Raw genomic sequence first — 11,747 nt, forward strand, 5'->3', positions numbered from 1 at the left:
TCGGGGGTACTCGTGCTCATGCCAGCTCCTCCCGCAACTGCTTGCGGGCCCGCATCGCCCGGGTCTTGACGGTGCCGGGCGGGATGCCCAGCAGGACGGCGGCCTCCCGGGTGGTCAGACCGTCGATGACCGTGGCCTGGAGGACCGCCCGGAGCTCCGGGGAGAGCCGGACGAGGGCGCCCGCGAGGTCTCCGTGCTCCACCCCCGCGAGCACGCGTTCCTCCGCGGACTCCTCGTCGCGGTGCCGGATCCGGGCCAGGGCCTGCCGGAGCCGCCCCCGCGCCCCGTCGCCGCGCAGCGCGTCGATGAGCCTGCGCGAGCCGATCCGCCACAGCCACCCGGCCACATCGCCCTCCTCGCGGTAGCGGGCGGTCCCCCGCCACACCGCGAGGAAGGTCTCCTGCACGACGTCGTCCACCAGGCCCGGATCGGCGCACCGGCCGCGCAGCCTGGCCAGCAGCCAGGGCGCGTACCGCCGGTACAGCTCCTCGAAGGCGCGCCGGTCCGCGTCCGCGGCGATGGCCCGCAGCAGCTCTCCGTCGCTTCTCGTCTCCCTCACGCCCCTTCATCGGACGACCCCCGCTGACCGGTTCACGCGGCGACGGGAAATCCTCGCTTGACTTTTCCGGACCCCTTGGACCACCCTTTCACTACTCAATTAGTGAAAGGGTGGTTGTCCGCGTGGTCGAGTACCGCATCGACCGGCGCTCCGGCGTCGCCACCTACGTGCAGATCGTCCAGCAGACCAAGCAGGCCCTGCGGCTGGGCCTGCTGGAACCGGGCGACCGGCTGCCCACGGCCCGAGAGGTCGTGGAGGCCACCGCCATCAACCCGAACACCGTGCTCAAGGCGTACCGCGAGTTGGAACGCGAAGGCCTCGTCGAGGCCCGCCGCGGCCTCGGCACCTTCGTCCGCGGCACGCTCGGCACCGGTGTCCAGGCCGCCGACATCCCCCTCCGTGCCGAGCTCGGCGAATGGGCCGCGCGGGCCCGGTCGGCGGGCCTGGGGCGCGAGGACGTCGACGCGTTCTTCACCGCCGTACTCGACGAACACTTCCCGAAGGGGGACCAGTGAGTTCCACCAGCACCACCCCGGCCGTCGCCCTGGAGGCGTCCGGCCTGGGCAAGCGGTACGGCAGACGGGGCGCCGCCCTCGACGGCTGCTCCTTCCGGCTGCCCACGGGCCGCATCAGCGCACTGGTCGGACCCAACGGCGCCGGGAAGTCCACCCTGCTCGCCATCGCCGCCGGCCTGCTGCGGCCCACCTCCGGCACGCTCACCGTCCTCGGCGGCGCGCCCGGCGAGCACCGTGACCGGGTCGCCCACCTCGCCCAGAACAAGCCGCTCTACCCCCAGCTGACCATCGCCGAGACCCTGAGCATGGGCGCCGAGCTGAACCCGGCCCGCTGGGACGCCGCCTGCGCGGCCCGGATCGTCGAGCAGGGCGGCCTGGACCCGAAGTCCCGGATCCGCTCGCTCTCCGGCGGCCAGCGCACCCGCGTCGCCCTCGCCCTCGCGCTCGGCAAGCGGCCCGAGCTGATGCTCCTCGACGAGCCGATGGCCGACCTCGACCCGCTCGCCCGGCACGAACTGATGGGCACCCTGATGGCGGACGCGGCCGAACACGGCACCACCGTGCTGATGTCCTCGCACATCGTCGCCGAGCTCGCCGACGCCTGCGACCACCTGCTGCTCCTGGGCGGCGGCCGGGTCCGGCTCGGCGGCGGCATCGACGACCTGCTCACCGCCCACACCGTGGTCACCGGCCGCGGCACCCCGGAGGATCTGACCCGCAGCGGGCACACCGTGATCGAGTCCCGCACGGCCGGCCGCGGCCTCACCGCCCTGATCCGCCGGGACGGACCGGTCGACGAGGGCTGGGCCACCGAGGAACCCTCCCTGGAGGAACTGGTCCTCGCCCATCTGCGCGCCCCCGCAGCCCCCGCGCTGCTCACCCCGAGCACGACCCCGGCCCCGCAGGCGGTGACCGCGTGAGCGCCCCGACCCTCGCCACCGCCCCCGCCCCCGCAGCGCCCCGGGGCGGCCGGCCCCGCGGCCTGGTCCGCACCGTCCTGCGCCTGCACCGCGGCGCGCTGTGCATCTGGCTCGCCTTCGTGGCCGGCACCGCGGGGCTCCTGCTCTGGCTCCTCGGCCCCGGCGCCGACATCGCACAACGCGCGCTCGACACCTACGGCTACTCCGGGCTCATCATGGCCATGGGCTCGGCGGACGAGTACAGCAGCCGGTTCTACTACGCCGACACCCTGCTCACCCTGGGCTCCTTCGCCGTCGCCCTGTTCGCCGGGGGCCCGCTGATCGCCCGGGAACTGGAGACCGGCACCGCCCAGCTCGCCTGGACCCAGTCGGTCTCGCCGGTCCGCTGGCTCGCGGTGAAGCTCGCCGTACCGGCCGCCTTCACCGTCGTGGGGACGGGCCTGCTCACCCTGCTGTACCACCAGCTGTGGTCCACCCACAGCAACCTCCTGATCGCCGGCATCCAGCCCCGCGCCCTCTACTTCTCCCTCGGCCCGGCCACCGTCGCCGCCCCGCTGCTCGGACTCGCACTCGGCGCCCTGATCGGCCTCGCGGTCCGCCGCACCCTGCCCGCGCTCGCCTTCAGCGGGTTCGCCTACTTCCTCGTCTACGCCTTCCGCGGCAACCACTGGCCCTTCCAGGGCCGCTACCAGGCGCCCGAGCTGCACTCCCGCAGCCGGGCGATCACCTCCACCGGCGCCCGCGTCGCCGACCCGGACTGCTACGACGACAAGGCCTGCCTCGCGCAGCACCACGTCGTCGGCTTCTCCCGCGAGTACCTGCCGTCCTCCGACTACTGGCCCCGCCAGCTCCTGGAGACAGGTGTCCTGCTCGCCCTCACCGCCGTGGCCGTCGCCCTCGCGTTCGGCCTCCTGCGCAGACGGGCGGCGACGGGATGAGCGCGCCGGCCCTGCCCCGGACCGTACTGCGGCTGCACCGCACGGCACTGCTCGTGTGGACGGTGTTCGTGCTCGGCTCGGTGGGCTACCTGGTGTGGCTGACCGAGGTCACGGCCGACTCCGTCCGCGAGACGCTCGACGCCTGCCCCGACAACGGGATCCTGTGCGGGATCGACGCCTGGCACGCCTACAGCGGCGCGATGGGCTGGACCAGCACGTTCATGTACTACAGCTACTGGGCCGTGGCCGCCTGGGCGGGCGGGGCGCTGATCGGCCGCGAGCTGGAGAGCGGTACCGCCCGGCTCGCCTGGACCCAGGGCGTCACCCCGAGGCACTGGCTCACCGCCAAGCTCGCCCTGCCCGCGGCGGCGCTCGTCGTGGGCGGCGCGGTCTTCGTCCCCGTCTACCGCTGGGCCTGGTCGGCGCACCGCGACCTGATGGGCGACAGCCTCGCCTTCAACGACGTGTTCGCCGACCACGGCCCCCTGGTGGTGGCGTACGGCCTGTGCGCCCTGTCCGTGGGCGCGCTCACCGGCCTCCTGCTGGGCCGCGCCCTGCCCGCTCTGGCCCTGTCGCTGGCCCTCACCAGCCTCCTCAACCGCACCCTGGAACACCACCGCCCGAACCCGTTGCCCTCCACGGCCTTCTGGCCCGCCCACCTCACGGAAACGGCCCTGGTCCTCACGCTCACAGCCTTGGCAACCCTGGCCGCCTACTGGCGACTGCGCCGCATCACCCTCTGACGAGCAGAGCCCCACCCCGGGCGCCGGTCCTGCCCCCGGCAACCGGACCACCCTGCCCTCAGGGGTGGCAGCCCCAGCCGCCTCAGCCGCCCCAGCCGTCAGCAACCGCCACGCGGCCTCCACCCCCGCGGCCGTCACCCGTCCCCGACGACCGTGGCGTCCCCTCGGCGGCCCAGCGACCCGCACCCGCCATCCGTTACCGGGCCGCGTGGAAGTCGTGACCCGCACAGCCGAGGAACCGGTACCCCGTGCCCTCCACTCCGGCAACCGGCACCCCATCCCTCCGGAGCCGTAGCACGCGCCCAGCGGCAGCTGATACCGCCCCGGCGACGGCAGCCGGCGCCTCATCCCGGGCAACCACGGCTTCTCCGCGGCGGCCACGGACCCCGCCCCACGCACCGTTCCCCCTGGCCCTTCGGGAACCGTCCCAGTCCCCCGGCGGCCGACACCGGCCCCGCGGCCACAGCAGCCGGCACCCCACCCCCACCAACCACCACCCCCTCCGCGGTCGCGCCCCGATATCCCTACCGCCATGTCTCTGTAACCGTCGGTTCAGACAGGCTTGCGAGGCTCAGTGGATGAAGCCCGTCGTGCCAGAGCCTTCGCCGCCGCCCGAGGGGGTCCGGAGGAACGGGGGCGTTCCGGTCGGGACCTCGGTCGCCGCCGTGCTCCCGCTCGCCGCCTCCGACGCGCCCGTTTCGCGGTCGGCGCGGAAGAATGGGTCCATGAGCCAGTCGAACGCCCAGGCAGAGGTCCAGCACGTGCAGCCCTCCGTGGGCTCCATAGCCGCGCACCGCCCGCACACCGTGTCGGCCACCGTCTCCGATCTGGAACCCGACCTCGACGCCGATCTCGACGCGTACGAGGAGATCCCGGTCGACGGTGCCGCCCAGCTCCCGCAGGGTCGTTTCCTCGACCGGGAACGCAGCTGGCTCGCGTTCAACGAACGCGTCCTGGAACTCGCCGAGGACCCCAACACCCCCCTCCTCGAACGCGCGAACTTCCTCGCCATCTTCGCCAGCAACCTCGACGAGTTCTTCATGGTCCGGGTGGCCGGACTGAAGCGCCGTATCGCCACCGGAGTCGCCACCCGCTCCGCCTCCGGCCTCCAGCCCCGCGAGGTCCTGGAGATGATCTGGGCCCGTTCCCGCGAGCTGATGGCCCGGCACGCCGCCTGCTACCACGAGGACGTCGCCCCCGCGCTCGCCGAGGAGGGCATCCACCTGGTCCGCTGGAACGAACTCCAGGAGAAGGAGCAGGCCCGCCTCTTCACCCTGTTCCGGCACCAGATCTTCCCGGTCCTCACCCCCCTCGCCGTCGACCCCGCGCACCCCTTCCCGTACATCTCCGGCCTCTCCCTGAACCTGGCCGTGATCGTGCGCAACCCGGTCAACGGCAACCGCCACTTCGCCCGGGTCAAGGTCCCGCCGCTGCTGTCCCGCTTCCTGGAGTCCTCTCCCGGCCGGTACGTCCCCATAGAGGACGTCATCGGCGCCCACCTGGAGGAGCTGTTCCCGGGCATGGAGGTGATGGAGCACCACACCTTCCGGGTCACCCGCAACGAGGACCTGGAAGTCGAGGAGGACGACGCCGAGAACCTCCTCCAAGCCCTGGAGAAGGAGCTCATGCGGCGCCGCTTCGGCCCGCCGGTGCGCCTGGAGGTCGAGGAGTCCATCGACCGCGAGGTGCTGGACCTGCTGGTGCGCGAGCTGAAGATCTCCGAGGCGGAGGTCTACCCGCTGCCCGGCCCGCTCGACCTCACCGGCCTCTTCCGCATCGCGGGCCTCGACCGTCCCGAGCTGAAGTACCGCAAGTTCATCGCCGGCGTCCACCGCGACCTGGCCGAGGTCGAGTCCGCGTCCGCGCCGGACATCTTCGCCGCCCTGCGCACCCGTGACGTCCTGCTGCACCACCCCTACGACAGCTTCTCGACGTCCGTCCAGGCCTTCCTCCAGCAGGCCGCCGACGACCCGGACGTCCTCGCCATCAAGCAGACCCTGTACCGCACCTCCGGCGACTCCCCCATCGTCGACGCCCTCATCGACGCCGCCGAGGCCGGCAAGCAGGTCCTCGTCCTGGTCGAGATCAAGGCCCGCTTCGACGAGCACGCCAACATCAAGTGGGCGCGCAAGCTGGAGGAGGCGGGCTGCCATGTCGTCTACGGCCTCGTCGGCCTGAAGACCCACTGCAAGCTGTCCCTGGTGGTCCGTCAGGAAGGCGACACGCTACGGCGGTACAGCCACGTCGGCACCGGCAACTACCACCCGAAGACCGCACGCCTCTACGAGGACCTCGGCCTGCTCACCGCCGACCCGCAGGTCGGCGCGGACCTCTCCGACCTCTTCAACCGGCTGTCCGGCTACTCCCGCCGCGAGACCTACCGCCGCCTCCTGGTGGCCCCCAAGTCCCTTCGCGACGGCCTCATCGCCCGTGTGAACAAGGAAGTACAGCACCACCGCGCAGGGCGCCCGGCCTTCATCCGCATCAAGGTCAACTCGATGGTGGACGAGGCGCTCATCGACTCGCTCTACCGTGCCTCGCAGGCAGGCGTGCCGGTCGACGTCTGGGTGCGCGGCATCTGCGCGATCCGCCCCGGTGTCGCGGGCATGTCGGAGAACATCCGGGTCCGCTCGATCCTCGGCCGGTTCCTCGAGCACTCCCGGGTCTTCGCCTTCGGCAACGGCGGCGAGCCCGAGGTGTGGATCGGCAGCGCCGACATGATGCACCGCAACCTCGACCGCCGGATAGAGGCCCTGGTCCGGGTCACCGACCCGGCCCACCGGGCAGCCCTGAACCGGCTGTTGGAGACCGGCATGTCGGACACCACCGCGTCCTGGCACCTCGGCCCGGACGGCGAGTGGACCCGGCACGCGACCGACGCGGACGGCCAACCCCTGCGCAACGTCCAGGAGATGCTCATAGACGCCCGGAGGCGCCGGCGTGGCACAGCAACACCTTGAACCGACCGGCCCGCTCGCCGGGCCCGTCGGAACCGTGACCGGGGACGCCCTCGCGGGTTATCTGCGGTCCCAGGCCACGGAGTTCCTCCGCGCGCTCCGCCAGCACCGCGAGTCCGGCGGTGCGGCGGCGGGCGCAGAGGACCCCGCGGACGCGGCCCGGGCCCTGCGCCGCTCGGTCCGCCGCATCAGCGCCAGCCTCCACACCTTCCGCCCCCTCCTGGACGCCGACTGGTCGGAGTCCCTGCGCCCCGAACTGGCCTGGCTGTCCGGGACCCTGGGCATGGAGCACGCCTACGAGTCCCGGCTGGAACGGCTGTTGCTGGCCCTGCACCGCCTGTCGGGCGCGGTGTTCCCCACCCAGGGGGTGGGCGCCACGGCCCACCCCGCCCCCGACCGCGCCCCCACCCCGGACCGCACCCCCTCCCCCGCTCCCGACCGCGGCAACCTGACCGTCGGCGCGGCGAAGGCGGGCGCCCTCCTGGACCGCCAGCTCACCCTGGCCCGCACCCGCGCCCACTCCACCGCCCTCCAGGCCCTCGGCTCCTCCCGGTTCCACGCGGTCGCGGACACCGTCGCCTTACTGGCCAGCGAGGTCCCCCTGGTCAAGAGCGCCTCCGGCACCGACCTGCACCCCCTGGCCGCGGCGGCCCAGGAACGCCTGGAGGACGCGGCGACGGCTCTGCCGCTGGTCACCGCGGGCCACCCCTACAACGCCGAGGCCCTCATCCACGGCCTCTCCCCCGACCCCTCCCCCCACCCCCAGGACGCCCCCTGGCACCAGGTCCGTCTGCTGCTGCGCCTGCACCGCTACGCCCGCGAGGTCCTGAGCCCCGCGGTGGACGTACGGCTCCTGACGGCGGGCCAGTGCCTGGACCGGCACCGGGACGCCTCGGAGGCGGCGGCAGCCGCGGCCTCGGCGGCCCGCACCCCCCGTATCGCCCCGGCCACCGCGTACGCCCTCGGCGTCCTGCACGCCGACCAGCGCCACGAGGTGGAGGCGGCCCGGTTCGCGTTCCAGCAGTGCTGGCAGAAACAGGCGGTGAGCACATGAGCGACGACGACTCCGTCATCCAGGCAGCCGGCTGCGTCCTGTGGCGCCGCTCCCCGCTCGACGGCGACCTCGAGATCTGCCTGGTCCACCGGCCGAAGTACGACGACTGGTCGCACCCCAAAGGCAAGTTGAAGCCCCACGAGAACGCCCTCGCCGGTGCCCTGCGCGAGGTCGAGGAGGAGACCGGCTATACGGCCGAGCCCGGCACCGAGCTCCCCACCGTCCGCTACATGGCCAACGGCCGCCCCAAGCGGGTGCGTTACTGGGCGGCCGAGGCGACCGGCGGCGGCTTCACCCCCAACGACGAGGTGGACCGCATCCTGTGGCTCTCCCCCGCCGCGGCCCGCAGCCGTCTCACGCAGTACCGCGACCGCACCCTGATCGACGAACTGCTGCCGCTCTAGCCACCGAACCACCGCTCAGGCACTGCTCGCATGCCCCTCCGCGTCCGTCCGGGCCTGGCTGCGGGCTCTGCGGGCCGGGCCGCGCCAGCCGCAGGTGCACCGGGCCAGACAGAAGCGGCCCTGTTCGACCATCTGTGTCCGGTGGGCCGGTGCGTCGGGGGGAGGTGGGGGGATCCTGTCCTGCTGCGCCACACCGACAACGTTACCCACCCCGGGTAAACGGCGGGTGTGCGCGTGACGGGCCCACCCCGGCCGTCGTTAAGCGAGACGACACGGGTCCTTGACGGACGTATCGGCTGGGGGTAACGGCGATGGCGGAGCGGCAGCACAGGCGGGCCCGCGGGACGGTCGTCGCGGCGGTGCTCATGGCCGGCGCCTGCGCCGCCGGCTGCTCGGGCACCGGCTCCGGCCCGGACGACGCGGCCGCGGCCGACCCGGTCGGAACCCTGCGCCGGGCCCCCGACACCCTGGTGGACACCGGCAGTTCGAAGGCCAGCACCTCGATGGAGATGGCCACCGGCGGCACCCGGGTCACCATCCGCGGCGAGGGCGTGTACGACTACCGCGGGCGGCTCGGCCGGCTCAGGGTGCTGCTGCCGCAGGACCCGGCCGGCACCAGCGAGCACCAGCCGATCACTGAACTCCTCGCCCCCGGAGCCCTGTTCATGAAGAACCGGGGTGCCGGGGTGCCCGCCGACAAGTGGGTGCGCGTGGACACCGCCGGACTCTCCGACGGCAACCTCGTCACCGGCGGGGCCACCGACCCGCTGGCCGCCGCCGAGGTGCTGCGCGGGACCAGGACGGCGACGTACGTCGGGACGACCGAGCTGGCCGGGACCGAGGTGCGGCACTACCGGGGGACCGCGGATCTCACCGCCGCCGCGAAGAGCGCCTCCCGGGCCAACAGGGCCGTCCTGGCCGCGGCGGCGAAAGGGTTCGCCACGGCCGCGGTGCCCTTCGACGTCTACCTCGACGACCAGGGCCGGATCCGCAAGGTCCGGCACCGCTTCAGCTTCGTCAACGGACAGCGGCCGGGCACCGTCGCGGTCGCCTCGACGACCCTGCTGTACGACTTCGGGGTGCCCGCGGACGTACGGCTGCCGGCCGCGAGGGACATCTTCGCGGGCAAGATCGCCGACGGATGAGCGGTCGTGACGGGCGTCAAGGACTAGCCCGTCCGTGCCATGCGCGGTATGTAGGCCGCTCCCTACTCTAGGAAGTCGGTAACGGCAGAGAAGAGGTGATGCGCGTGGCTCCGGTCGGCGGTACGGCGGTTCAGGACCACGTGGCCCTCGCCGAGATCGAACTGTGCGGAGAGCTGATCATCGCGGCCTCGGCCGCGGACGACCGGCTCAGCCTGGAGAGCATCGACGAGGTGCTGAAAGTGGCCGAGGAACGCGCGGACGCCCCCGGCCGCTGAGCCGGGGGCGCCTGTTCCGTCGTGGCGTCACATGGCAACCGGTCAGGTGCGCAGCAGGCGGCCGATGGCCTTCGTGGCCTCGTCGACCTTCGCGTCGATCTCGGCGCCGCCCTTGACGGCAGCGTCGGCGACGCAGTGCCGCAGGTGTTCCTCCAGAAGCTGGAGGGCGAAGGACTGGAGCGCCTTGGTGGAGGCGGAGACCTGCGTGAGTATGTCGATGCAGTAGACGTCCTCGTCGACCATCCGCTGGAGGCCGCGGATCTGGCCCTCGATCCGGCGCAGGCGCTTGAGGTGCTCGTCCTTCTGCTTGTGGTAGCCGTGGGTGGTGTTTTCGGTCACCGTCTCGGAGGGCGCCGGGGCGCCGGTGTCGGTCGTCGTCATCGCGTCCTCCACAACAAGGGGCATTCGTATACCCCTCCTGGGTATATCGTACCGAAGTTTCCCGGGTATAGGGCCTGCGGACGGCCCCCGTGCCAACCACTGTGCCTGATGGGCGACACTGGGGGACGGCCCATTAGCCGTGGCCGGATGATGCACTTAGCATCACCCTGACCGAAACCGATGCACCCCGAGGACCCCTTGTGCGCTTTCGTCTGACCCCCAGGGAGACGAGCTTCTACGACATGTTCGCCGCCTCCGCGGACAACATCGTCACGGGCTCGAAGCTCCTGATGGAACTGCTCGGGGCGGACACCGCCGGCCGGGCCGAGATCGCAGAGCGTATGCGGGCCGCGGAACACGCCGGTGACGATGCCACGCACGCGATCTTCCACCAGCTGAACTCCTCGTTCATCACGCCGTTCGACCGCGAGGACATCTACAACCTGGCGTCCTCCCTCGACGACATCATGGACTTCATGGAGGAGGCCGTCGACCTGGTCGTCCTCTACAACGTCGAGGAACTGCCCAAGGGCGTCGAGCAGCAGATCGAGGTCCTGGCGCGGGCGGCCGAGCTGACCGCCGAGGCCATGCCGAACCTGCGGACCATGGACAACCTGACCGAGTACTGGATCGAGGTCAACCGCCTCGAGAACCAGGCCGACCAGATCCACCGCAAGCTGCTCGCCACGCTCTTCAACGGCAAGTACGACGCCATCGAGGTGCTCAAGCTCAAGCAGATCGTGGACGTCCTGGAAGAGGCCGCCGACGCTTTCGAGCACGTGGCGAACACGGTGGAGACCATCGCCGTCAAGGAGTCCTGAACCCTTCCATGGACACCTTCGCTCTGATCGTGACCATCCTGGTCGCGCTCTTCTTCACGTACACCAACGGCTTCCACGACTCCGCGAACGCCATCGCGACCTCGGTGTCGACACGGGCGCTCACGCCACGGGCCGCGCTCGCGATGGCAGCGGTCATGAACCTGGCAGGCGCCTTCCTGGGCTCCGGGGTCGCGAAGACGGTCAGTGAGGGCCTGATCGAGACGCCGGAGGGCTCGAAGGGGATGGCCATCCTGTTCGCGGCCCTGGTGGGCGCGATCGTGTGGAACCTCGTCACCTGGTACTTCGGACTGCCCTCCTCGTCCTCGCACGCGCTGTTCGGCGGCATGGTCGGAGCCGCGCTCGCGGGCGGCACCGAGGTGATCTGGAACGGCGTCCTCGACAAGGTCGTCATCCCCATGTTCCTGTCCCCGGTGGTCGGCCTGGTCGCCGGTTACCTGGTGATGACGGCGATCATGTGGATCTTCCGGCGGGCCAACCCGCACAAGGCCAAGCGGGGCTTCCGGATAGCGCAGACCGTGTCCGCGGCCGGCATGGCCCTCGGCCACGGCCTCCAGGACGCCCAGAAGACCATGGGTGTCGTGGTGATGGCCCTGGTGATCTCGGGCCACGAGACGTACGGCGACCCGATCCCGGTCTGGGTGAAGATCGTCTGCGCGGTGATGCTGTCGCTGGGCACCTACGCGGGCGGCTGGCGCATCATGCGCACCCTGGGCCGCAAGATCATCGAGCTGGACCCCCCGCAGGGCTTCGCCGCGGAGACCACCGGTGCGGCGATCATGTTCACCACCGCCTACCTGTTCAAGGCGCCGGTTTCCACGACCCACGTCATCACCTCGGCGATCATGGGCGTCGGCGCCACCAAGCGCGTCAACGCGGTCCGCTGGGGCGTGGCCAAGAACATCGTCCTCGGCTGGTTCATCACCATGCCGGCAGCGGCGATCGTGGCCGCCTGCTGCTACGGCATCGTGAACCTGCTGTTCCTGTAGACGCCGAGCACGTTCCTGTAGGCGCCGC

At 71.8% G+C, this 11,747-nt stretch carries 13 protein-coding genes; 11 read left to right on the forward strand and 2 right to left on the reverse strand.

The genetic code is table 11. From position 1 onward, the window contains the following. Positions 1 to 16: 16 nt before the first annotated feature. Positions 17 to 559 carry an RNA polymerase sigma factor gene (locus H295_RS0136090; RefSeq protein ID WP_020140226.1) on the reverse strand — a complete coding sequence of 181 codons (543 nt, stop codon included), beginning with the start codon at positions 557 to 559 and terminating at the stop codon, positions 17 to 19. 122 nt (positions 560 to 681) lie between these two features. On the opposite strand from H295_RS0136090, the gene H295_RS0136095 reads away from it, so the two are divergent. The 9 genes from H295_RS0136095 (at position 682) to H295_RS47675 (ending at position 9,510) form a co-directional block, all read left to right on the forward strand. Further along, positions 682 to 1,074 carry a GntR family transcriptional regulator gene (locus tag H295_RS0136095; RefSeq protein ID WP_020140227.1) on the forward strand — a complete coding sequence of 131 codons (393 nt, stop codon included), beginning with the start codon at positions 682 to 684 and terminating at the stop codon, positions 1,072 to 1,074. Continuing rightward, complete coding sequence (locus H295_RS0136100) at positions 1,071 to 1,994, forward strand: ABC transporter ATP-binding protein (protein ID WP_020140228.1); 924 nt, start codon at positions 1,071 to 1,073, stop codon at positions 1,992 to 1,994. The genes H295_RS0136095 and H295_RS0136100 overlap by 4 nt, the downstream gene beginning before the upstream one ends. Beyond that, entirely contained in the window at positions 1,991 to 2,932 is a 942-nt protein-coding gene (locus tag H295_RS0136105) for a hypothetical protein (protein WP_020140229.1), read from the forward strand. The genes H295_RS0136100 and H295_RS0136105 overlap by 4 nt, the downstream gene beginning before the upstream one ends. Further along, positions 2,929 to 3,675, forward strand: coding sequence for a hypothetical protein (locus H295_RS0136110; RefSeq protein WP_020140230.1), 747 nt, complete (start codon positions 2,929 to 2,931; stop codon positions 3,673 to 3,675). Before H295_RS0136105 ends, H295_RS0136110 begins: the two co-directional genes overlap by 4 nt. Before the next feature lie 725 nt (positions 3,676 to 4,400). Then, positions 4,401 to 6,635 (forward strand): RNA degradosome polyphosphate kinase, encoded by a 2,235-nt coding sequence (locus tag H295_RS0136120; protein WP_020140232.1) that lies wholly within the window; start codon positions 4,401 to 4,403, stop codon positions 6,633 to 6,635. After that, positions 6,616 to 7,686, forward strand: a complete 1,071-nt coding sequence (locus H295_RS0136125; protein ID WP_020140233.1) for a CHAD domain-containing protein — start codon at positions 6,616 to 6,618, stop codon at positions 7,684 to 7,686. Before H295_RS0136120 ends, H295_RS0136125 begins: the two co-directional genes overlap by 20 nt. Next, complete coding sequence (locus H295_RS0136130; protein ID WP_020140234.1) at positions 7,683 to 8,090, forward strand: NUDIX hydrolase; 408 nt, start codon at positions 7,683 to 7,685, stop codon at positions 8,088 to 8,090. The genes H295_RS0136125 and H295_RS0136130 overlap by 4 nt, the downstream gene beginning before the upstream one ends. Positions 8,091 to 8,401: 311 nt before the next feature. Then, positions 8,402 to 9,235, forward strand: coding sequence for a hypothetical protein (locus tag H295_RS0136135; protein ID WP_020140235.1), 834 nt, complete (start codon positions 8,402 to 8,404; stop codon positions 9,233 to 9,235). Between the two features lie 98 nt (positions 9,236 to 9,333). After that, positions 9,334 to 9,510: a hypothetical protein gene (locus tag H295_RS47675; protein WP_020122926.1), complete on the forward strand. Its 177-nt coding sequence runs from the start codon at positions 9,334 to 9,336 to the stop codon at positions 9,508 to 9,510. A gap of 42 nt (positions 9,511 to 9,552) precedes the next feature. Here H295_RS47675 and H295_RS0136145 read toward each other — a convergent pair whose 3' ends face one another. Then, positions 9,553 to 9,891 (reverse strand): metal-sensitive transcriptional regulator, encoded by a 339-nt coding sequence (locus H295_RS0136145; RefSeq protein ID WP_028810065.1) that lies wholly within the window; start codon positions 9,889 to 9,891, stop codon positions 9,553 to 9,555. A gap of 200 nt (positions 9,892 to 10,091) precedes the next feature. On the opposite strand from H295_RS0136145, the gene H295_RS0136150 reads away from it, so the two are divergent. Both H295_RS0136150 and H295_RS0136155 read left to right on the forward strand, forming a co-directional pair. Then, positions 10,092 to 10,712, forward strand: a complete 621-nt coding sequence (locus H295_RS0136150) for a DUF47 domain-containing protein (RefSeq protein ID WP_020140237.1) — start codon at positions 10,092 to 10,094, stop codon at positions 10,710 to 10,712. 8 nt (positions 10,713 to 10,720) lie between these two features. Next, complete coding sequence (locus H295_RS0136155; RefSeq protein ID WP_020140238.1) at positions 10,721 to 11,719, forward strand: inorganic phosphate transporter; 999 nt, start codon at positions 10,721 to 10,723, stop codon at positions 11,717 to 11,719. The last annotated feature ends 28 nt before the right edge of the window (positions 11,720 to 11,747 follow it).

Source organism: Streptomyces sp. 351MFTsu5.1 (assembly GCF_000383655.1).
In the GTDB taxonomy this organism is placed as follows: Bacteria; Actinomycetota; Actinomycetes; order Streptomycetales; family Streptomycetaceae; genus Streptomyces; species Streptomyces griseorubiginosus.

Coding starts and splice junctions, on each gene's coding strand:
- H295_RS0136110 (WP_020140230.1), top strand. CDS start 2,929: ATGAGCGCGCCGGCCCTGCCCCGGACCGTACTGCGGCTGCACCGCACG.
- H295_RS0136120 (WP_020140232.1), top strand. CDS start 4,401: ATGAGCCAGTCGAACGCCCAGGCAGAGGTCCAGCACGTGCAGCCCTCC.
- H295_RS0136130 (WP_020140234.1), top strand. CDS start 7,683: ATGAGCGACGACGACTCCGTCATCCAGGCAGCCGGCTGCGTCCTGTGG.
- H295_RS0136135 (WP_020140235.1), top strand. CDS start 8,402: ATGGCGGAGCGGCAGCACAGGCGGGCCCGCGGGACGGTCGTCGCGGCG.
- H295_RS47675 (WP_020122926.1), top strand. CDS start 9,334: ATGCGCGTGGCTCCGGTCGGCGGTACGGCGGTTCAGGACCACGTGGCC.
- H295_RS0136145 (WP_028810065.1), bottom strand. CDS start 9,891: ATGACGACGACCGACACCGGCGCCCCGGCGCCCTCCGAGACGGTGACC.
- H295_RS0136155 (WP_020140238.1), top strand. CDS start 10,721: ATGGACACCTTCGCTCTGATCGTGACCATCCTGGTCGCGCTCTTCTTC.